The organism is Azospirillum sp. (assembly GCF_035627195.1).
In the GTDB taxonomy this organism is placed as follows: Bacteria; Pseudomonadota; Alphaproteobacteria; order Azospirillales; family Azospirillaceae; genus Azospirillum.
Window position 1 is genome coordinate 1 of the sequence record NZ_DASPMG010000219.1, and the last position, 19,618, is coordinate 19,618.

At 71.8% G+C, this 19,618-nt stretch carries 20 protein-coding genes; 15 read left to right on the forward strand and 5 right to left on the reverse strand.

From position 1 onward, the window contains the following. Nucleotides 1-745, reverse strand: a 745-nt coding sequence (locus tag VED21_RS19785; RefSeq protein WP_324885196.1) for an NAD(P)/FAD-dependent oxidoreductase, incomplete at its 3' end; no start/stop codon positions are given. A gap of 117 nt (nt 746-862) precedes the next feature. Here VED21_RS19785 and VED21_RS19790 point away from each other — a divergent pair. The 6 genes from VED21_RS19790 (at nt 863) to VED21_RS19815 (ending at nt 8,164) form a co-directional block, all read left to right on the forward strand. Continuing rightward, on the forward strand, nt 863-1,702 hold the full coding sequence (locus tag VED21_RS19790) for a uracil-DNA glycosylase (RefSeq protein ID WP_324885198.1): 840 nt from the start codon (nt 863-865) through the stop codon (nt 1,700-1,702). A 154-nt stretch (nt 1,703-1,856) separates the two neighbouring features. Next, nucleotides 1,857-3,782, forward strand: coding sequence for a lytic transglycosylase domain-containing protein (locus tag VED21_RS19795; RefSeq protein WP_324885200.1), 1,926 nt, complete (start codon nt 1,857-1,859; stop codon nt 3,780-3,782). Beyond that, the gene (gene moaB, locus VED21_RS19800) at nt 3,769-4,305 is read left to right on the forward strand and encodes a molybdenum cofactor biosynthesis protein B (protein WP_324885202.1); all 537 of its coding nucleotides are present in this window, start codon (nt 3,769-3,771) and stop codon (nt 4,303-4,305) included. Before VED21_RS19795 ends, moaB begins: the two co-directional genes overlap by 14 nt. 4 nt (nt 4,306-4,309) lie before the next feature. Next, entirely contained in the window at nt 4,310-5,326 is a 1,017-nt protein-coding gene (locus VED21_RS19805) for a phosphotransferase family protein (RefSeq protein ID WP_324885204.1), read from the forward strand. A gap of 88 nt (nt 5,327-5,414) precedes the next feature. Beyond that, the gene (locus tag VED21_RS19810; RefSeq protein WP_324885206.1) at nt 5,415-7,133 is read left to right on the forward strand and encodes a tetratricopeptide repeat protein; all 1,719 of its coding nucleotides are present in this window, start codon (nt 5,415-5,417) and stop codon (nt 7,131-7,133) included. Next, entirely contained in the window at nt 7,130-8,164 is a 1,035-nt protein-coding gene (locus VED21_RS19815) for a 4-(cytidine 5'-diphospho)-2-C-methyl-D-erythritol kinase (protein WP_324885208.1), read from the forward strand. Before VED21_RS19810 ends, VED21_RS19815 begins: the two co-directional genes overlap by 4 nt. On the opposite strand, the gene VED21_RS19820 is transcribed toward VED21_RS19815, so the two are convergent. Next, nucleotides 8,161-8,973 (reverse strand): YoaK family protein, encoded by an 813-nt coding sequence (locus VED21_RS19820; RefSeq protein ID WP_324885210.1) that lies wholly within the window; start codon nt 8,971-8,973, stop codon nt 8,161-8,163. The two genes, VED21_RS19815 and VED21_RS19820, sit on opposite strands and share 4 nt — an antisense overlap. A gap of 137 nt (nt 8,974-9,110) precedes the next feature. Here VED21_RS19820 and VED21_RS19825 point away from each other — a divergent pair, with 137 nt between their 5' ends. The 6 genes from VED21_RS19825 (at nt 9,111) to VED21_RS19850 (ending at nt 15,551) form a co-directional block, all read left to right on the forward strand. Continuing rightward, on the forward strand, nt 9,111-10,193 hold the full coding sequence (locus tag VED21_RS19825) for a PA0069 family radical SAM protein (protein ID WP_324885212.1): 1,083 nt from the start codon (nt 9,111-9,113) through the stop codon (nt 10,191-10,193). 141 nt (nt 10,194-10,334) lie between these two features. Then, on the forward strand, nt 10,335-10,997 hold the full coding sequence (locus VED21_RS19830) for a DUF3142 domain-containing protein (protein ID WP_324885214.1): 663 nt from the start codon (nt 10,335-10,337) through the stop codon (nt 10,995-10,997). Continuing rightward, nucleotides 10,994-13,213, forward strand: a complete 2,220-nt coding sequence (locus VED21_RS19835) for a hypothetical protein (RefSeq protein WP_324885216.1) — start codon at nt 10,994-10,996, stop codon at nt 13,211-13,213. Before VED21_RS19830 ends, VED21_RS19835 begins: the two co-directional genes overlap by 4 nt. 27 nt (nt 13,214-13,240) lie before the next feature. Further along, entirely contained in the window at nt 13,241-13,912 is a 672-nt protein-coding gene (locus tag VED21_RS19840; RefSeq protein ID WP_324885218.1) for a ribonuclease HII, read from the forward strand. 93 nt (nt 13,913-14,005) lie between these two features. After that, nucleotides 14,006-15,088, forward strand: coding sequence for a site-specific DNA-methyltransferase (locus tag VED21_RS19845; RefSeq protein WP_324885220.1), 1,083 nt, complete (start codon nt 14,006-14,008; stop codon nt 15,086-15,088). An 85-nt stretch (nt 15,089-15,173) separates the two neighbouring features. Then, entirely contained in the window at nt 15,174-15,551 is a 378-nt protein-coding gene (locus VED21_RS19850; RefSeq protein ID WP_324885223.1) for a dihydroneopterin aldolase, read from the forward strand. Between the two features lie 28 nt (nt 15,552-15,579). Here VED21_RS19850 and VED21_RS19855 read toward each other — a convergent pair whose 3' ends face one another. The 3 genes from VED21_RS19855 to mutY form a co-directional block, all read right to left on the reverse strand. Further along, nucleotides 15,580-15,918 (reverse strand): hypothetical protein, encoded by a 339-nt coding sequence (locus VED21_RS19855; RefSeq protein ID WP_324885225.1) that lies wholly within the window; start codon nt 15,916-15,918, stop codon nt 15,580-15,582. Nucleotides 15,919-15,933: 15 nt separating this feature from the next. Then, the gene (locus VED21_RS19860; RefSeq protein ID WP_324885227.1) at nt 15,934-16,668 is read right to left on the reverse strand and encodes a DUF1194 domain-containing protein; all 735 of its coding nucleotides are present in this window, start codon (nt 16,666-16,668) and stop codon (nt 15,934-15,936) included. A gap of 95 nt (nt 16,669-16,763) precedes the next feature. Continuing rightward, nucleotides 16,764-17,837, reverse strand: coding sequence for an A/G-specific adenine glycosylase (gene mutY, locus VED21_RS19865; RefSeq protein ID WP_324885229.1), 1,074 nt, complete (start codon nt 17,835-17,837; stop codon nt 16,764-16,766). Nucleotides 17,838-17,951: 114 nt separating this feature from the next. Here mutY and VED21_RS19870 point away from each other — a divergent pair, with 114 nt between their 5' ends. The 3 genes from VED21_RS19870 to VED21_RS19880 all read left to right on the forward strand — a co-directional run bounded on the left by VED21_RS19870 (nt 17,952) and on the right by VED21_RS19880 (nt 19,618). Further along, a complete protein-coding gene (locus VED21_RS19870; protein WP_324885231.1) occupies nt 17,952-18,425 on the forward strand; it encodes a VOC family protein in 474 nt (157 codons plus the stop codon). A gap of 9 nt (nt 18,426-18,434) precedes the next feature. Beyond that, the gene (locus tag VED21_RS19875; RefSeq protein ID WP_324885233.1) at nt 18,435-18,902 is read left to right on the forward strand and encodes a DUF721 domain-containing protein; all 468 of its coding nucleotides are present in this window, start codon (nt 18,435-18,437) and stop codon (nt 18,900-18,902) included. Between the two features lie 77 nt (nt 18,903-18,979). Then, the gene (locus tag VED21_RS19880; RefSeq protein ID WP_324885235.1) at nt 18,980-19,618 is read left to right on the forward strand and encodes a DsbA family protein; all 639 of its coding nucleotides are present in this window, start codon (nt 18,980-18,982) and stop codon (nt 19,616-19,618) included.

Consider the following 19,618-nt stretch of genomic DNA (forward strand, 5'->3'; position numbering starts at 1 on the left):
GGAAGGAGCCGCCGTAGGTCTTGGGGTCCATCGGCCAGCCGATGGTGTGCTCGATCAGGCCGGGCTGCGACTTGGCCGGGTCGATCTCCCACAGCTCCTTGATGCCGAGGCCGTAGGTCTGCGGCTCGACGCCGTCGCGCAAGGCGAAGCGCGCCATCAGCGTCTTGGTCAGCGAGCCGCGGCAGCCCTCGGCGAAGATGGTCTGGCGGGCGTGCAGTTCCACGCCGGGGGTGTAGTTGCCGGTCGGCTGGCCGTCCTTGCCGATGCCCATGTCGCCGGTGGCCACGCCCTTGACCGCGCCCGTGTCGTCGTACAGCACCTCCGCGCCCGCGAAGCCGGCGTAGATCTCGACGCCGAGTTCCTCGGCCTGGCTTGCGAGCCACTTGCCGAGGTTGCCGAGGCTGATGATGAAGTTGCCGTGATTGTGCATCTGCGGCGGGGTGGGCAGGCGGATGGCCCGGGTCGGCGTGAGGAAGAGGAAGCGGTCGTCGCGGGCCGGCGTGGTCAGGGGGGCGCCCTTGTCCTTCCAGTCGGGGATCAGCTCGGCCAGCGCGTGCGGCTCGAAGACGGCGCCGGAGAGCAGGTGGGCGCCCACCTCGGAGCCCTTCTCGATGACGCACACCGACAGCTCCGTGCCGCTCTCGGCGGCCAGTTGCTTCAGGCGGATGGCGGCCGACAGCCCCGACGGGCCGGCGCCCACGACAACCACGTCGTATTCCATCACCTCGCGCGGTTCGCGCTCCATGTTCCCTGGCCTCCCGAATGTTGTACCGCCGCGGCACTCGGCGGGGGCGTCGGCGCGCCCAAAGGTGGGTGTAGCTAAGCCCATGTATGAACACAGGTCCCGTGCTAAGGTCAAACCATGAGTGACCTGAGCGACATCCTGTCGGCGTTGCGCTGGCATGTGGAAATCGGCTGCGACGAGGCCATCGCCGACCTCCCCACCGACTGGGGCACCCTGGCGGCCCGGCCGCTGCCGTCACGCCCGGCCGGTGCGGCGCCGCGCGCCGGCACCCCCGCCGGCCCTGCCCCGGCCGCGCGTCCGGCCACCGCCCGCGCCCCGGCCGAACCCGGCCTGCCGCTGGGCGCCAGCGAGGCCGGCGCCTCGGCCCGCGCCCGAGCCCGCGAGGCGGACTCGCTGGAGGCGCTGGAGGCGGCGGTGCGCGCCTTCGACGGCTGCGCGCTGAAGCTGACCGCCACCAACACCGTGTTCGCCGACGGCAACCCCAAGGCCCGCATCATGCTGGTCGGCGAGGCGCCGGGCGAGGACGAGGACCGCCAGGGCAAGCCCTTCGTCGGCGTCAGCGGCAAGCTGCTCGACCGCATGCTGGCCCACATCGGCCTGGACCGCACCAGCGTCTACATCACCAATATTCTGCCGTGGCGCCCGCCCGGCAACCGCAGCCCGACACAGGCGGAGATCGCCGCCTGCCTGCCCTTCCTGGAACGCCACGTGGCACTGGTCGCGCCGGACTTCCTGGTGCCGCTGGGCGGCACGTCCGCCAAGACGATTCTCGACCGCAGCGAAGGCATCACGCGCCTGCGCGGCCAGTGGTTCGAGTACAGCACGCAAGGTCTGGCAAAGCCGGTGCCGGTTCTGCCCATGCTCCACCCGGCGTATCTCCTGCGCAATCCCATCTCCAAAAGGGAGGCGTGGCGCGATCTTCTGACCTTGCGCCAAAGGCTCAGCCACCTGGACTAAAGCGAAATTTCTTCGCCGGGCAAATCACTGAACGATATACGATTTCCCCCGAACGTTGGCTTGACGGACGAATCCGGGGCTTGCGATTCGCCGCGTGCGAGTCTATTTCGGTCAAATGCTCGGGAATTGTTGCAACGCAGCAAAGGGGACAACCATGCTGCGCTCAAAACTCCTGGCGGCCGTGTGTGCGACGCTGGCGATCGCCGTCGCACCCGACCTGAGCGGCTCCTATCCGAACGCTCAGGCCGCCCTCGTGATCCACGGTCCGGACGGGCGTCCGGTGATACCGCTGGGTTTTGATTTCCCCGAACAGCCTTTGCTGCTGTCGGAGGACGCGGACGCGCGCGCCGTCCAGCTGTCGGAGGACGACGCCCACCGCTACCGCCGAATCTTCGGTTTGCAGGAACGCGGCGAGTGGGAGGCGGCGGACTGGGAAATCCGCCAGCTGGGCGACAAGCGCCTGCTCGGCCACGTGCTGCGCCAGCGCTACCTGCACCCCGACCGCAAGGCCAGCTTCGAGGAATTGTCGGCGTGGCTGCGCAAGCACGGCGACCTGCCGGGCGCCGAACGCATCTTCCAGCTGGCCGAACGCCGCGCCCCCGCCGGCCAACGCCCGCCCAAGGCGCCGCGCGCCGAGGGTGAGCGGCTGACCGGCTCGCTGGAGCGCATGGCCGGCTCCCGGCCCCAGCCCGTTGGCGACGAATTCACCATCGAGGGCGAGGAGACGCTCGCCATCGCGCCGCGCAGCCGCACCAGCACGCGCAAGCGCGCCGACGTGGCCGCCGCCGGCCGGGTGGAGGACCTGCTGCGCGCCGGCAAGCCCGGCGCCGCCCTGGCGCTCCTGAACGACGACGAATTCTCGCGCGCGCTGGACTCCGTGCAGTACGACGCCACGCGCGCCCGCATCGCCGGGGCGCTCTACTACGCCGGGGAGGTGACGCAGGCCCTGGCGCTCGCCTCGGCCAGCGCCGCGCGCTCGGGCGAGGTGGTGGACGAGGCGCACTGGATCGCCGGGCTGGCGGCGTGGCGGCTGAAGCAGGTCGACCGCGCGTCCCGCCACTTCGACGCCATGGTGGCCGCCTCGCCGCGCTCGCCCTGGCGCTTCACCGCCGCCGCCTTCTGGGCGGCGCGCGCCCACATCCTGAAGGGCCGGGGGGAGCAGGCACGCGCCTATCTCACCGCCGCCGCCCGCTACCCGCACACCTTCTACGGCCTCGTCGCCAGCCGGGCGCTGGGTACGCTGGGCGACCTGCGCTGGCAGTTGCCGGAGCTGACCGGCGCCCACCTCGCCGCACTCGCCGAACGTCCGGGCGGGGCGCGCGCCATAGCGCTGCTCCAGGCCGGCCAGAAGGACATGGCGGAGGAGGAGCTGCTGCGCACCCATCCGCGCGGCAACGGCCGGATGGAGGAGGCGCTGGTCATCCTCGCCGACCGCTCCGGCCTGCCGGAGCTGGCCTTGCGCGTCGGCAACGCGGTGACCGGGCCGGACGGCGCCCCCTACGATGCCGCCCTGTTCCCGCTGCCGCACTGGGCGCCGCGCGGCGGCTTCAGCGTGGACCGCGCGTTGATGTTCGCGGTGATGCGTCAGGAATCGCGCTTCGACCGGCGTCTGGTCAGCCCGGCCGGCGCGCTCGGCCTCATGCAGATCATGCCGGCCACCGCCAGCCACGTGCGCGAGCGCAACGCCGACATCGACGAGAAGGACACGGCGCGCAACGCCCTGTTCGAACCGGCCACCAACATGGAGCTGGCCCAGCGCTACCTGGCCGAGCTGCTGGGCATGCCGGAGGTCGGCAACAACCTCTTCCTCTTCGCCGCCGCCTACAACGCCGGCCCCGGCAACCTGCTGAAATGGCGGCGCGAGATGGAGGACGTGGACGACCCGCTGCTGTTCATCGAAAGCCTGCCGTTCTGGGAGACGCGCGACTACGTCGAGAAGGTGCTCGCCAACTTCTGGATCTACCGCCTGCGCCTGGGCCAGGAAACGACCTCGCTGGACGCCGTTGCGGCGGGCCGTTGGCCGGTCTATATGCCGGTTGACGCCCGACCGACGCAGGTGGCCCAGCATGCCGAAGATTGACGAGACCCGCCCCTTCCTCCCCGTCAACATCGCCGTCATGACGGTGTCCGACACCCGCTCGGTCGAGGACGACCGCTCGGGTGCGGCGCTGATCGAGCGGTTGGAGGGCGCCGGACACCGGCTGGCCGCGCGCGCCATCGTGAAGGACGACGTGGCTTCCATCCGCGCCCAGGTGCAGGCGTGGATCGCCGACCCGCAGATCGACGTGGTGCTGACCACCGGCGGCACCGGCGTGACGGGCCGCGACGTGACGCCCGAAGCGGTGGAAGGCCTGTTCGAGAAGACCATCCCCGGCTTCGGCGAGCTGTTCCGCTGGCTGAGCTACGAGAAGGTCGGCACCTCGACGATCCAGAGCCGGGCGACCGGCGGTGTGGCCAACGGCACCTACATCTTCGCCCTGCCCGGCTCCCCCAGCGCCTGCCGCGACGCCTGGGACGGCATCCTGCAGGCCCAGCTCGACAACCGCCACCGCCCCTGCAACCTCGTCGAGCTGATGCCGCGCCTGAACGAGCATCGGAAGTAACGGGGTGGACCTCCCCGCCCTCCTCTCCATCCTCACCCGCCTCCCCGCCTTTTCCGGCCTGACCGCGGCGGACCTCGAACCGCTGCCGCTCAAGGGCGTGGCGCACGACCACGTCCGGCTGAGGGGGCGCGGCGTGGTGGCGCGCGTCCCGCGCTGGAGCCAGGTCGGGCTCGACCCCGCCGCCAACCTCGCCTACCAGGCGACGGCCTTCGCCCGCGCGGCCGTCGGCGGCCACACGCCCGAACTGGTCGCCGTGCTGGAGCCCGGCCCCACCCTGCCCATGGGCGCCCTGCTGGTGGGAGAGATCGTCGGCCGCCCGCCCCGCCTGCCCGCCGACATGCCGGCCATCGCGCGCGCTCTGGCGGCGCTGCACCGCCTGCCCCTGCCGCCGCCGGCCGAACGCCCGCCGCTCGCCAGCCCGGCCGACCCGGTGGCCGCCACCCTGGCGCTGGTCGAACGGCAGGCCGCGTACTTCGACACAGCGGACCTCGCCCCCGCCGCCCGCGCCCGCCTCGCCGAGGAACTGGAGGCCGCCCGCCGTGACCGCCCCGACCTTCCCATGCCGGTCACCCTGCCGGTCACCCTGCCAATCACCCTCGTCGGCACCGACGTGCACCCCGGCAATTTCCTGATCGACGCCGCCGGCAAGGCATGGTTCACCGACCTGGAGAAGGCGCAGTACGGCCATCCCGGCATCGATCTGGCGCACGCCAGCCTCTATACCTCCACCATGTGGGACCCCGCCGTGGCGGCGGCGCTCTCGCCGGGCGACGTCGCCGCCTTCCACGCCGCCTGGGAGGCGGCCGTTCCGGCGGACCTCGCCGCCGCCGTGCGGCCGTGGCTGCGCCCGCTGCGCCGGCTCACCTGGCTGCGCAGCCTGTCGTGGATGGCGCGCTGGAAGGTGGAGGGCGAGCGTTTGTCACCGGGCATGCCGGCCGAACTGTGCGCACATCTGCGCGCACGCCTCGACGACGTCTTCCGTCCGGACACCATCGACCGGGTAAGGCAGGAGTGGCGCTGACGCTCGCCCGGAACGACATGGTTATGGAAGGATTAAGGAATTGGGCCATAGGCTCGACCCTGCAACTCGGCAAGCAACGGGACCCGGCATGACGACCTCCCGGACCACGCGCGCGTTTCTGGCTTCCGCGCTCCTCGCGACAGCGCTCTGGCTGCCCGCACCGGCAACGGCCGGCACGCAGGCGGAGGCGCCGTCGTCGTTCACCGGCAGCTACCTCGCCGGCCGCTTCGCCCAGCACCAGGACGACTGGCGCGCCGCCGCGCAGTACCTGTCGCACGCGCTGAGCGCCGACCCGGACGAGCTGTCGCTGCTGCGCCGCACCTACATGCTGCGCCTCAGCGAGGGGCGCATCGACGCCGCCCTCGACCTCGCCCGGCGTCTGGTGGAACGCGATGCCGAGCCGCAGATCGCCGCCACGCTGCTGATCGCCGACGCGCTGGCCCGCGGCCGCCTGGACGACGCCGAGGCGATGTCCAAGCGCATGCCGCGCGACGGCATGGCCAAGTTCCTCGGCCCCCTGCTCGACGCCTGGCTGGCGGTCGCCCGCAAGGACACCGAGCGCGCCGTGCAGGCGCTGTCCGCCCTGTCGGCGGCGACCGGCTTCTCGGCGCTGCACGACCTGCACGCCGGCCTCGTGTTCGACCTCGGCGGGCGCCCCGCCGACGCCGAGCGCCACTACGCCGAGGTGGTGAAGGCGGAGGCGCCGCTGCGCGTCGTGCAGATCGTCGGCAACCACTTTGAGCGCATCGGCCGCAAGGACGAGGCCCGCAGGCTGTACGAGCGCTTCCGCGCCGACAACCCCGAGAGCCTGATGATCGAGCCGGCGCTGAAGGCGCTGGATGCTCCCCGCCCGCCGGCCCCCACCGTCGCCGACGCCCGCCAGGGCATGGCGGAGGCGCTGTTCGACCTGGGCAGCGCGCTGCACCACGAGGGTGCGGAGGAAACCGCCCTGCTGTTCGGCCGCGTCGCCCTGCACCTGCGTCCCGATCTGGCGCTGGCGCGCATCATGATCGGCGACATCCTGGAATCGCGCGACCACCACGAGGAGGCGCTGACCGAGTACCGGGCGCTGGAGAACGATCCGGTGCTGGGCTGGTCGGCCCGCCTGCGCGCCGCCGACGTGCTGGCCCGGATGGAGCGCAACGACGAGGCGATCGCGATGTTCGCCAAGCTGGCGCAGGAGCGGCCGGAGCGCACCGACGCGCTGGTCCGCCTGGGCGACGTCTACCGCGCCGGCAAGCGCCACGAGGAGGCGGCCGGCGCCTACACCACGGCGCTGCAGCGCATCGGCACGCCGTCGGAGCGCCACTGGTCGGTGTTCTACGCCCGCGCGCTGTCCTACGACCGCATCAACCGCTGGCCGGACGCCGAGGCCGACCTGAAGAAGGCGCTGGAGCTGCGGCCGGAGGAGCCGTACCTGCTGAACTACCTGGGCTACAGCTGGGTGGACAAGGGCCAGAACCTGGACCGCGCCAAGGCGATGATCGAGCGCGCGGTCGAGCTGAAGCCCCGCGACGGCTACATCATCGACAGCCTGGGCTGGGCGCTCTACCGCATCGGCGACTTCGAGGGCGCGGTGACGCGGCTGGAGCGCGCGGTGGAGCTGCGCCCCGTCGACGCCACCATCAACGACCACCTGGGCGACGCCTACTGGCGCGTCGGCCGGCGCACCGAGGCGCGCTTCCAGTGGCAGCGCGCGCTGCGCACCGCCGACGAGGAGCCGCTGAAGCAGCAGATCGAGGAAAAGCTGGAGAAGGGCCTGCCCGACACCCGCGCCGCCGAGGTGGGAGCGCCGAAGGCCCAATGACCACCCCGGAGATCGTCGAGGCGGCGCCCGCCAAGCTGAACCTCTACCTGCACGTGCTCGGCCGCCGCGCCGACGGCTTCCATGAGTTGGACAGCCTCGTCGCCTTCGCCGACGTGGGCGACACGGTGACGGCGCGGCCGGGCTTCGCGCGCGTGGCCTTGCGCGGCATGGCGCTGCCGCCGGTCGGGCCGCGGCTGGCGGTGTCCGGCCCCTTCGGCGCCGCGCTGATGGGCGAGGATCCGTCCCGCAACCTGGTGATCCGCGCCGCGCACGCGCTGGCCGCCCGGCTGGGGCGCGAGGCCGACGTGGTGCTGATGCTGGACAAGCGCCTGCCGGTGGCGTCCGGCATCGGCGGCGGTTCGGCCGACGCCGCCGCGACGCTGCGCGCGCTGGCCCGCCTGTGGGAGGTACCGGCGGACGCCGCCCTGCTCTACGAGGTGGGCGTGACGCTGGGCGCCGACGTGCCGGTCTGCCTCGCCGGCCGCCCGGCCTTCTTCGGCGGCATCGGCGAACAGCTGGACGAGGCCCCCGCCCTGCCCGACTGCCACGCCGTGCTGGTCAACCCCGGCGTCCCGGTGCCGACCCCGGCGGTCTTCAAGGCACGTAGCGGCGCATTCTCGGCCCCCGCCCGCTTCACCCGGGCGCCCGCCGACGCCGCGGAACTGGCCGCCCTGCTGCGCGAGCGCGGCAACGACCTGACGGCGCCAGCCCTGACCGTCGCCCCGGTGATCGCCGACGTGCTCGCATCCATCGAGGGCACGGCCGGCTGCCTGCTGTCCCGCCTGTCTGGCAGCGGCGCCACCTGCTTCGGCCTGTACGCCACCGCCGCCCAGGCCGCCGAGGCGGCGTCCGGCATCGCCGCCGCGCAGCCCAAGTGGTGGGTCAAGCCCGCCCGACTGCTGCCCGCCCCGGCCGACGCCCCGCCCTTGCCGCGCGGCCTGCAGGTGCCGGCCCGCCAGGACCTGGGCCAGGACATGGCCCCGCCGCCGCCCATCCCCTTCCCCGACACGGGCGGCTGGGGCGTGGGTTAACGCAGCCCCAGCGAACCGCCCTTGCCCGCCCGCCGGCCGTGCGCGTGGTGGCGCAGGAACAGCCGCGTGCGGGTGCGCGCGTCGTCCACCAGCGGCACGATCGCCAGGAGGATGAGGAAGACCGCCAGCGGAACGGTGGTCACGTATCCCGCATGCTTGAACCCCACCGCCCCCGCGGCACCACCCACGAAGAACGACAGCAGCAGCGACGCCAGAAGCGCCAGGCGGCGCCAGTCGGTGCGCACGGGCTTGTAGCGGGCGGATTCCTCCTGGGAGTTGATGTAGACGAGCTTGCCGAGTTCGATCCCGATGTCCGTCACGATGCCGGTCATGTGGGTCGTGCGGATCTCCGACTTGGAGACCTTGGTGATGATCGCGTTCTGCAAGCCCATGATGAAGCACAGCAGCAGGACCGTCAGCGGCACCGCCAGCGCCTGATGCGATTCCAGGACGTTCCCCATCAGCCCGAAGCACAGGAGCAGCAGCGCCTCCCACAGCAGCGGGTAGGCATACTCGCTGCGCATCCGGTGATGGCGCCCCCAGTTGATGAGGATCGTCGAATAGGCCGCGCCGGCGATGAAGCACGCCAGCGAGGCCAGCCCCGTGGCGACGGCCGCCATGTTGCTCAGGATCAGGTTGTCGGCCATCGCCGACACGATGCCGGTCATGTGCGAGGTGTATTGCAGGACGGCGAGGAACCCGCCCGCGTTGATCGCCCCGGCGACGAAGGCGAGCGACACGCCGAGATGGATGTTGGCCTTTCTCGTCCGCCGGCTCTCCGACAGGGCGCGAAGGTAGGAGACTGGCATGCCCGCACCGCACAAAAGATCCTTCGCTATGCAGCATAGCCCAGCGGTTGCCTCTGGGAACAGTCCGTCGACAGCATCACAGGGGCGCCTCCAGCAATGTTCTTGATTTGTTCGCAGAATAATGCCATGCTCAAGGCATGGTCGACGAACTGCCGGATCGGGTGACGAAGGGGCGCGGCGCGGTCAGCAACCGCAGCGGCCGGTTCGAGCGCGCGAGCCGCGTCACCATCGACGACGGCTGGGGCTCGGCGCTGGACGGCGACCTGCCGCCGCTGCGCACGACGCTGACGGTCGACACCAGCCGCAGCGTCATCACCTACAACCGCTCCCCCGACATCCCGTTCGACCGCTCGATCAACCCCTACCGGGGGTGCGAGCACGGGTGCGTGTACTGCTTCGCCCGGCCGACGCACGCCTACCTCGGCCTGTCGCCCGGCCTGGATTTCGAGACGCGCCTGTTCCACAAGCCCGATGCGCCGGAACTTCTGGTGAAGGAGCTGCGCGCCAAGGGCTACCAGCCGGCACCCATCGCGCTGGGCACCAACACCGATCCCTACCAGCCGGTCGAGCGCCAGTTGCAAATCACCCGCCGCATCCTGGAGGTGCTGGACGGCTGCAACCACCCGGCCGGGCTGGTCACCAAGTCCGCCCTGGTGCTGCGCGATCTGGACGTGCTGTCGCGCATGGCGGCGCGCAACCTCGTGCACGTCTGCGTGTCGGTCACCACGCTCGACCGCAGCCTCGCCCGCGCGCTGGAGCCGCGCGCCTCCACCCCCGCCCGCCGGCTGGACGCCATCCGGCAATTGAGCGAAGCCGGCGTGCGGGTCACCGTCATGGCCTCCCCCATGATCCCCGGCCTGACCGACCATGAGCTGGAATCCATCCTGGAGACGGCGGCCGAGGCCGGGGCTGAAGGTGCTGCCTACATCCTGCTGCGCCTGCCGCTGGAGATCGGCGACCTGTTCGAGGAGTGGCTGCACGCCCACGCCCCCGACCGCGCCCGGCGCGTGATGAGCCTGATCCGCCAGTGCCGCGGCGGCAATCTGTACGACGCGCAGTTCGGCCGCCGCATGACCGGCGACGGCCCCTATGCGGAGCTGCTGCGCCGCCGCTTCCACGCCGCCTGCAACCGCCTGGGTCTCGGCGGCCGGTCCCCGCCGCTCGACCTCACGCAGTTCCGCCGGCCGGAGGCGCCCGGCGACCAGCTGGCGCTGTTCTGAGCGGCCACGACTTCCCGGCGCGGATCGGCTAACGTCGGTTGCATGCCGCATCCCGGTTCCCCTCTTCCTTGCGCCACCCGTCCTTGCATTGTCCTGGCCGCCCTTCTGCTGGCGCCGCTTCCGGCCGCCGGGATGGACGGGGTGCCCGGCCTCGTGCTGTGGGCGTGGGAGCGGCCGGAGGATCTGCGCTTCATCGACCCCGCCACCACCGCCGTCGCCGCCCTGAACGGCACGCTGTTCCTGGACGGCGACCGCACCCTTTGGCGCCCGCGCCTTCAGCCGCTGCGCCTGCCCGACGGCACGCGGCGCATCGCCGTCGTGCACGTCCACCTCGGACGCACCCGTCCGGCGGCAGGCGACGAACAGCGCCGCGCCGTGCTGGACCGCCTGTCCGCCGAGGCCAACCGGCCGGGCGTCGCCGCCCTGCAGGTGGACTTCGAGGCACCGCCGTCGCTGCGCGCCTTCTACACGGCGTTGCTGCACGACCTGCGCCAGCACCTGCCGGCCGGGCTGCCGCTGTCGATCACCGCGCTGGCCTCCTGGTGCCTCACCGAACGCTGGACGGCGGACCTGCCGGTGGACGAGGTGGTGCCCATGCTCTTCCGCATGGGGCCGGCCGGCATCGCAATCCGCGCCCGCCTCGCCGATGGCGGCGACTTGACGCGCGTGGAGTGCCGGCGCAGCGTCGGCGTGTCGCTGGACGAGCCGTTCCCGCCGCTCAAGCCCGGCCGCCGCGTCTACGCCTTCACCCCGCGCCCGTGGACCGAAACCGCCTACCGCGCCACCCTGCAGGCCCTGCCATGACCCTCGCGCGCGCCCTCGCCCCGCTGCTCCTCGCCGCCCTCGCCGCCGTCGGCGGGCCGGCCCTGGCGTCGGGTCCGGTCCTTCCCAGCATGGTCTTCGTCAGCCAGGGCGGCTTCGCCACCGACGCGCCGCCGGCCTACGCCGCCAGCCGGCTGGGCGTCGTCATGACGGGCTTCAACGGGCGCCGGCTGTTCATCGCCTACCGCCGCCTGATGGGTCGGCCGCTGACCGCCGGGATGATGGCGGAGCTGGCGAAGCCCTGCTGCGAATTCTCCGACACCCTGCCCGGCGCCGTCGGCGCCTGGACCGACGCGCGCAAGGCGGTGCCCGACGCGCCGCCGCTCAAATACAGCGACACCGACCCCCACCGCACCGCCGACCACGATCCCTACGTCTACGTGCCGAACTGCGCCCCCGATGCCTTCCGCACGGCCGCGGCGGTGCTGGCCGACCGCATCGCGCAGCATGGGGCGGACGCGCCGGCGGTGCGCGACTGGCTGGCCGGCCAGGACCAGGTGTTCCGGGTGTGCTCGACCACCGACGCGGCACCGCCGGCCGACGTGGCGGCCGACGCGCCGGCTTGGCTGCGCGCCGACCGCGCCTACCAGCAGGCCGCGGCGGCGCTCTACCAGCGGCGCTACGGCGACGCCGCGGCGCGCTTCACCGCCATCGCCGCCGACGCGGCCTCGCCCTGGAACGAAAGCGCCCCCTATCTGGTCGCCCGCACCCACGCGCGCGCCGTCGCCGACGCCATAAACGCCCAGAAGCGAATGGAAGCGGCGGACGCCTACCGCGCCGCCGCCAAGCGGGTGCTAGACGACCCGACGCTGGCGGACTGGCGCCCGGACATCGGCCGGCTGGACGCCTTGGTCGCCTACCATGCCGAGCCGCTGGCGCGCGCCCGCGCGCTGGAGACCATGCTGCTCACCGCTCCCGAAGACGCCGTGCCCGCCGTCGAGTTGGACGATCTGGTAACGCTGGCGCGGCGGCATCCGGACGCCAGCGACTTTACCGCCTGGGTCGCCGCGCTGCGCAAACCCGCGGAGACGCGCGACGACACGCTGGCCCGCTGGCGCGCCGGCGGCGCCGCCCCGTGGCTGGTCGCCGCCCTGATGGCCACCGGCGCCTCCGATCCCGCCGCCGAAGACCTGCTGGCCGCCGCCGCGACCATCGAACCGAATTCGCCGGCCTACGCCAGCGTGGCGTGGCACCGCGTCCGCCTGCTGATCGCGCGCGACGCACTGGACGAAGCGCGCGCGGAGGTGCAGCGGGTCCTCGCCCTGCCCGACCTCGACCCGTCCAGCCGCAACCAGTTCCGCGCGCACGGGTTGGCGCTGGCCCGGTCGCTGGAGGAGTTCGCCGCCTACGCCCCGCGCCGCGCGCTGTTCGTCTATTATCCCTCGGACGAGTGGATGACCCCGCCCAGCGGCGTGCCGGAGATGGAGCCCGATGACACGCTGGCGTGGCGCGCGGAGCTGAAGGCGCCGGAGCCGCACTACCTGGACACCGACACGGCGTCGGTCGCCAACACCCACCTGCCCACCCGGCGTCTGACGGAGCTGGCCCGCACCGGCACGCTGCCCGCCCACGTCCGCCGCGACCTGACGCTCGCCGCCTGGACGCGCGCCGCCCTGCTCGACGACGTCAAGTCAGCCCGCGGCCTGGGCGCGGACCTCAAAGCGCACTTCCCGGCGCTGGCCGGCGACCTCGACGCCCACGCGCAGGCGCGCGACGGTGCGCGCCGCCGCTTCCTCGCCGCCTTCATCCTGCTGAAGCTGCCCGGCGCCTCGCCGCAGGTGGAGCCCGGCATCGGCTATTTCTACGAACGCGACCGCATCGGCGCCTACGGCCCGCGCTGGTGGGAGGGCGCCACCATCGGCGAGAGCCGCAAGGACTGCATCCTGCGCTGCCGCGACGCCGCCCCGGCCGAAGCAGCCCGCCCGTCCTTCCTCGCCGACGCGGACGTGAAGGCGGCGGAGGCGGAGGCCAAGGCGCTGGAACGGCACGCCGACGCCTCCGGCACGCTGGGCAGGACGGTGCTCGACTGGGCCAAGGCGAACCCCGGGGACCCGCGCGTGCCGGAGGCGCTGCACCTCGCCGTGCGGGCGACGCGCTTCGTCCACACGCCGACCGACGTGTCCAAGCGCGCCTTCCAGCTGCTGCACAAGCGCTACGCCACGTCGCCCTGGGCCGGGAAGACACCCTTCTGGTACTGACGCACGACCTTGGCTATGGTCGCCGCCATGACGACCGAACCCGCCATCAAGACCCGCCGCCCGCGCGCCGTCCGCACCGGCCCCGACCTCAGCCTGGAGCGGGAGGCCGGCCCCGGCGCCGTCGTCTGCGGCGTCGACGAGGTCGGGCGCGGGCCGCTCGCCGGGCCGGTCATGGCTGCCGCCGTGGTGCTGCCGCCCGACGGTCTGCCGCCGGCCATCGCCGCGCGCATCCACGACAGCAAGGCGCTGACCGCCCGCGCGCGGGAGGAGCTGGTGCCGGAGATCGAGGCGCACGCGCTGGCCTTCTGCGTGGCCGAGGCGAGCGTGCAGGAGATCGACGCCATCAACATCCTGAAGGCCACCATGCTGGCCATGCGCCGCGCCGTGGACGGGCTGGCGGTGGCGCCGACGCTGGCGCTGGTCGACGGCAACCGGGCGCCCGACCTGCCCTGCGCCGTGCGCACCGTGGTGAAGGGCGACGCCAAGAGCCTGTCCATCGCCGCCGCGTCGATCATCGCCAAGGTGGCGCGCGACCGTGTCATGGTCGATCTGCACGCGCTTCACCCGGATTTCGGCTGGGACCGCAACGCCGGTTATCCGACGGCCGAGCACCTCGCCGCACTCAAGCGCTTGGGGCCAACCGCGCATCACCGCACTAGCTTTGGTCCAGTACGTGAAGAACTCCGCCTAAGGCGCTGACTCGCAAGACTCTTTGCCAGAGAAAACCGTTGACGGCGACTCGGGAACGACTCATTGTCCGACCGAGTGATTCGCAGGTTGACGGTGGGTAGGATGGTTACGCCGAATCGGATTCTTCTGGGTGATTGCGTGCAGCTCATGAACGAGCTGCCGGCCGGCTCGGTCGACATGGTCTTCGCCGACCCGCCCTACAACCTCCAGCTGGGCGGGGAGCTGCTGCGCCCGAACCATTCCCGCGTCGACGGCGTGGAGGAGGACTGGGACAAGTTCCAGGACTTCGAAACGTACGACCGCTTCACCCGCGACTGGCTGAAGGCGGCGCGCCGCGTGCTGAAGCCGCACGGCTCGCTGTGGGTGATCGGCAGCTACCACAACATCTTCCGCGTCGGCGCCTCGCTCCAGGACATCGGCTTCTGGATCCTCAACGACATCGTCTGGCGCAAGACGAACCCGATGCCGAACTTCCGCGGCACCCGCTTCGCCAACGCGCACGAGACGCTGATCTGGGCCGCCCGCGACAAGGACGCGCGCTACCGCTTCAATTACGAGGCGATGAAGAACCTCAACGAGGACCTTCAGATGCGCAGCGACTGGGTGATCCCCATCTGCTCGGGACCGGAGCGCCTGCGCGACGACACCGGCCGCAAGGCCCACCCGACGCAGAAGCCGGAGGCGCTGCTCTACCGCGTCATCATGTCCTCCACCCGCGTGGGCGACGTGGTGCTCGACCCCTTCTTCGGCACCGGCACCACCGGGGCGGTCGCCAAGAAGCTGGGCCGCAACTGGATCGGGCTGGAGCGCGACCCGGACTACGCCAAGGCCGCCCAGGCCCGCATCGACGCCACGCAGGCGGTGGACGACCACACCCTGCTCGACACCCCGCCCAAGCGCCAGGCGCCCCGCGTGCCCTTCGGCACGGTTGTGGAGCGCGGCCTGCTGCGCCCCGGCACCGTCCTGGTCGACCAGCGCCGCCGTCTGGCCGCGCGGGTGCGCGCCGACGGCACGCTGGCCGGCGAAAGCTCGATCGGACGCTGCCACGGCTCGATCCATCAGGTGGGTGCGGCCATGGCCGGCCTGCCGGCCTGCAACGGCTGGACCTTCTGGCATTTCGAGCGCGCCGGCCAACTCGTCCCCATCGACGTGCTGCGCGAACAGATCCGCTCGGAGATGCACTGACGACGAATGCACGGGACGCGGGGCTGCCTTTTATCGCAGCCCCGTGCCTTGGCAGCCGGGGGGCGGCGTGTTACCTGTTCCGCCCATGAACAAGCTCTTTGCCACCGTCACCGCGCCCGTGCCGCGCTCGGCCCCGGCCACCGTGTCCCACCGCGTGTTCGTGCGCGACCTGGTGCTGGAAGCGCTGGTCGGCCTGTACGAGCACGAGCGCGCCAAGGCGCAGCGCATCCGCATCAACCTCGACCTCGACGTCGCCATCCCCGGCCTGACCGGCGAGGACGGCGTGCGGGCGATCCGCGCCGTCCTCGACCAGGGGCACGTCACGCTGATCGAAACGCTGGCCGAGCGCATCGCCGAGCGCTGCTTGCAGGACGCCCGCGTGCGCACCGCCACCGTGCGGGTGGAAAAGCTGGACGTCTTCCCCGACGCCACCGTCGGCGTGGAGATCGAGCGGTCGCGCTGAGCCGCGACCGTCGCATCACCTCACCACATCAGTACATCCGGCAGCCGTCGCTTACGCAGTGCAGCTCCTTGTACTGGGGGTTGCCGCTCGAATCCTTGCCGATCTCGAACTTCATCTGCAGGAACAGCGGGTTGTAGGTGAACCGCGCGGTTTCGCGCACCGCCGGCTTGCGGTAGAAGCCGTTCGCGGTCGCGAAGTTCACGGCGTTCGCCTTGAACGGCAGCAGGACGTGCTTGTTGGCCGTGCTCTGGTACGGGCCGATCAGGGCGTCGATCAACTCTTCCACCGTCTCGGCCTTGGCCGGCGCGGCGGCGAGCAGGAGGCCGGTAATCACCACGGCGGCGCCCGTCCGGATGAAGGTCAGCATGGCAGAACTCCCGTTTCACCGATTTTCTGCCCATTGGTGACCGGCCCGCGGGAAAGGTTCCATCAGCGCGATCTCCAGGATCAGCTTCTGGCGCAGCGCCTCGGCGAAGCTGTCGCGGCTCTCGGCCGTGCGCACGAAGGCGCCGGGGCCGCCCACCACGTTCTCCTGGAAGTACTCCTCCAGCCAGTCGTACTCGTCCAGGATGACCAGGGCGTTGACGGTGATGCCGTGCGCCGCCGCGCGGTCGCGCGCCTCGGCCGGCGGCGGGCCGCTGTTGGAAAAGCCGTTGGACACCAGATCGATCACCTTGCGCGGCGCGTTCACCCCGCTCTTGGCGAACAGCTTGGCGCTGGCGTCGATGGCGCTGCCCAGCGCCGTTGAGTCCGCCCGCCCGTCGCGCGGCGCGTCCTGGATGCGCTTGGCAAACGCCTCCGCCTGCTCGGCGTCGCTGATGGTGGTCCACGGCACCAGGACGCGGAAGGCGCCGGGGCCGGAGTAGGCCACCAGCGTGACGGCGATGCGGCTGGCGCTCGCCGCCGCGATCACCGCCGGGTCGCGGAAGGCGGCGGCGTGGCCGCGCAGCTGGAACTCCAGTGCCCCCTCGCTGATGCTGGCCGACCCGTCGAGCGCCATCACCAGTTCGAGGCCGACCGGGCTGGCTTCCGGTTTCGCCTTCGGCTTCGGTTCGGCCATGGCCGGCGCACCGAGAAGGAACAGCAGGACGACGGCAAGAAACGCGCGACACGGCATCGGCAGGACCACCCGTAGGTTGGGTTGAGCGAAGCGAAAACCCAACAGCCCCGCACCGCCGGAACGTTGGGTTTTCGCCTGCGGCTCAACCCAACCTACGGAGGCGACGGCTGTGCATGCGCCAGCGCGTGGCGGACGACCTTGCGCATCACCGACGGCAGCGCCTGCCCGCCCAGCTGGTCGAGCGGCACCCATATGCCGTCGGCGCGCGCCCAGTCCTCCCCGGCGCGGGCGGCGACGACCCCAAGTTCCAGGTGAAAATGGCTGAAAGTGTGGCGCACCGAGCCGGGCAGCGTCCGCCACGACGCGGCCAGCGGTGCCGCGCGCTCCACCGCCCGCGCGTCGGGCGGCGCCCCTTCCGCCCAGCCGGTGGAGGGCACCTCGGTCATGCCGCCCAGCAACCCGTCCTCGGCGCGCCGGCGCAGCAGCACGTCGCCGTGCGGGTTGATCAGCCAATAGGCCACGCCGCGCCGCGTCGGCTTGTCGGCCTTGGCGGACTTGCGCGGCAGTTCCTCCTGAATGCCGGCCTCGCGGGCGTCGCACGCCTCGGCCAGGGGGCAGAGCATGCACTTGGGCTTGCGCGGCGTGCACACGCCGGACCCCAGGTCCATCATCGCCTGCGCGAAGTCGCCCGGCCGCGCCTGCGGCGTCAGCGTGGCGGCCAGTGCCCGCAGCTTCGGCTTCACGCCGGGCAGCGGCTCCTCCACCGCGAACAGGCGGGCGACCACCCGCTCGACGTTGCCGTCCACCACCGTGGCCGGCCGGTCGAAGGCGATGGCGGCGACGGCGGCGGCGGTGTAGGCGCCCACGCCGGGCAGGTCCAGCAACTCGGCCTCCGTCTCCGGGAAGCGCCCGCCGTGCTGGTCCGCCACCACGCGGGCGCATTTGTGCAGGTTGCGGGCGCGGGCGTAGTAGCCGAGGCCGGCCCAGGCCACCAGCACCTCGTCCAGGCTGGCGGCCGCCAGGTCCTGCACCGTCGGCCAGCGCTCGGTGAAGGCCAGGAAGTAGGGCGCGGCGGCCGGCACGGTGGTCTGCTGGAGCATGATCTCCGACAGCCAGACGCGGTAGGGGGCGGCACGCCGCCCCGGCGGGGCGCGCCAGGGCAGGTCGCGGCGGTGGCGGTCGTACCAGGAGAGGAGCCGCTGGGCGGCGGGGAAGTCGGTGCGCATGGCCCCAAGACATAGGGCGTCGCGCCCGCTGACGAAAGTGGGACCCGGACGCGGTGGAACGGAAGCGGTGGCTGCGCTAGGCTCCCCTCCACCAATCCGAAGGAGGAGGCCAGCATGTCCGACGCCGCGACCCAATCGAGCCCGCCGTCCGTCTACCTCTGCGTTTCCGACGCCGCCGACGCCATCGCCTTCTACGCCAAGGCCTTCGGGGCGGAGGAGTCCTTCCGCCTGAACACGCCGGACGGCTCAAAGATCGTGCACGCCAACATGACCCTGAACGGCGGCCAGATCATGCTGTCCGACGACTTTCCGGAATGGAACGGCGGCCAGTCGCGCCACCCGCTGGCGCTGGGCGCCACGCCGGTGACCATCCATCTCCAGGTGCCGGACGTCGACGCCGCCTTCGCCCGCGCGGTGGAGGCCGGCTGCACGGTGGTCATGCCGCTGGCCGACCAGTTCTGGGGCGACCGCTACGGCAAGGTGAAGGACCCGTTCGGGCACGAGTGGTCGCTGGCCACCACGAAATCGACACCATCGCGTGAGGAGATGGAAGACGCGATGAAGCGTTTCTTCGGCAACTGTTCGTAACGGACCATCATGGCAGGACCCCGACTCATCGGCCGGACGGTGCCCGACGTGGCCGGCAAGGCGCTTGGCAAGCGCGGCCTGGCGTTCGGCGCGCTGATCACCGAATGGCCGAGCATCGTCGGCCACCAGCTCTCGCTGCGCACCGCGCCCGAGAAGCTGGCCTTCCCGCGCGGCAAGCGCGAGGACGCCACGCTGCACATCCGCGCCATGGGCGCCATCGCGCTGGAGCTGCAGCACCTGGAGCCGTTGATCATCGAGAAGATCAACGGCTTCTTCGGCTACCGCGCGGTGTCGCGCATCCGGCTGGTGCACGCCGCCGTGCCCATGAAGCCGGCGCCGCGCGCCCCGCAGCCGCGCCCGCTGTCGATGGACGAGGAGCTGGCGGTCATGGGCGCCACCTCCACCATCGAGGACGACGGCCTGCGCGCCGCGCTGGAACGCTTCGGCCGCTCGCTGCTGGGCAGCAAGAAGAGCTGATCCATACTGTGCGGGGGGCTTGTCGCCGCTCCCGCCTTCCCCGTATAACGTCAACATCTGGTATTCAGGAGGCCAACGTGCGCCGATACGTAGAAGCGTTTGCAGCCCTGCTGGTGCTGGCCGTGGTCGCCGCCACCGGCTCCGTCCCTGCCGCCGCCCAGGCCACCAACAACACGATCGACACCCAGGCGGCGCTGGCCGACCGCGTGCTGGGCAAGGCCGACGCGCCGGTGACGATCATCGACTATTCGTCGATGACCTGCCCGCACTGCGCCACCTTCCACACCGAGACGCTGCCCAAGCTGAAGGAAGCCTACCTCGACACCGGCAAGGCCAAGCTGATCTTCCGCGACTTCCCCTTCGACCAGTGGGCGCTGAAGGCCTCCATGATGGCGCGCTGCGCGCCGGCCGAGCGCTACTACCCGCTGCTCGACGTGCTGTTCAAGAACCAGGGGCAGTGGTCGCGCGCCAAGGACCCGGCCGCCGCACTCACCACCTACGGCAAGCTGGCCGGCCTCAGCGAGGCCACCATCAAGGCCTGCTGGGAGAACAAGGACCTGGAGACCGGCGTGCTCGGCTTCTATATGGACGGTCAGGCCAAGTACAAGGTCGAGTCGACCCCGACCTTCATCCTGAACGACGGGGCCGCGCGCATCACCGGCGCCCAGCCGTTCGAGAAGTTCGCCGAGGCCATCGACAAGCTGTCGAAGAAGTAA

Coding starts and splice junctions, on each gene's coding strand:
- VED21_RS19790 (WP_324885198.1), top strand. CDS start 863: ATGAGTGACCTGAGCGACATCCTGTCGGCGTTGCGCTGGCATGTGGAA.
- VED21_RS19855 (WP_324885225.1), bottom strand. CDS start 15,918: ATGCTGACCTTCATCCGGACGGGCGCCGCCGTGGTGATTACCGGCCTC.
- mutY (WP_324885229.1), bottom strand. CDS start 17,837: ATGCGCACCGACTTCCCCGCCGCCCAGCGGCTCCTCTCCTGGTACGAC.
- moaB (WP_324885202.1), top strand. CDS start 3,769: ATGCCGAAGATTGACGAGACCCGCCCCTTCCTCCCCGTCAACATCGCC.
- VED21_RS19815 (WP_324885208.1), top strand. CDS start 7,130: ATGACCACCCCGGAGATCGTCGAGGCGGCGCCCGCCAAGCTGAACCTC.
- VED21_RS19840 (WP_324885218.1), top strand. CDS start 13,241: ATGACGACCGAACCCGCCATCAAGACCCGCCGCCCGCGCGCCGTCCGC.
- VED21_RS19875 (WP_324885233.1), top strand. CDS start 18,435: ATGGCAGGACCCCGACTCATCGGCCGGACGGTGCCCGACGTGGCCGGC.
- VED21_RS19870 (WP_324885231.1), top strand. CDS start 17,952: ATGTCCGACGCCGCGACCCAATCGAGCCCGCCGTCCGTCTACCTCTGC.
- VED21_RS19820 (WP_324885210.1), bottom strand. CDS start 8,973: ATGCCAGTCTCCTACCTTCGCGCCCTGTCGGAGAGCCGGCGGACGAGA.
- VED21_RS19850 (WP_324885223.1), top strand. CDS start 15,174: ATGAACAAGCTCTTTGCCACCGTCACCGCGCCCGTGCCGCGCTCGGCC.
- VED21_RS19810 (WP_324885206.1), top strand. CDS start 5,415: ATGACGACCTCCCGGACCACGCGCGCGTTTCTGGCTTCCGCGCTCCTC.
- VED21_RS19795 (WP_324885200.1), top strand. CDS start 1,857: ATGCTGCGCTCAAAACTCCTGGCGGCCGTGTGTGCGACGCTGGCGATC.
- VED21_RS19860 (WP_324885227.1), bottom strand. CDS start 16,668: ATGCCGTGTCGCGCGTTTCTTGCCGTCGTCCTGCTGTTCCTTCTCGGT.
- VED21_RS19825 (WP_324885212.1), top strand. CDS start 9,111: ATGGTCGACGAACTGCCGGATCGGGTGACGAAGGGGCGCGGCGCGGTC.
- VED21_RS19845 (WP_324885220.1), top strand. CDS start 14,006: ATGGTTACGCCGAATCGGATTCTTCTGGGTGATTGCGTGCAGCTCATG.
- VED21_RS19835 (WP_324885216.1), top strand. CDS start 10,994: ATGACCCTCGCGCGCGCCCTCGCCCCGCTGCTCCTCGCCGCCCTCGCC.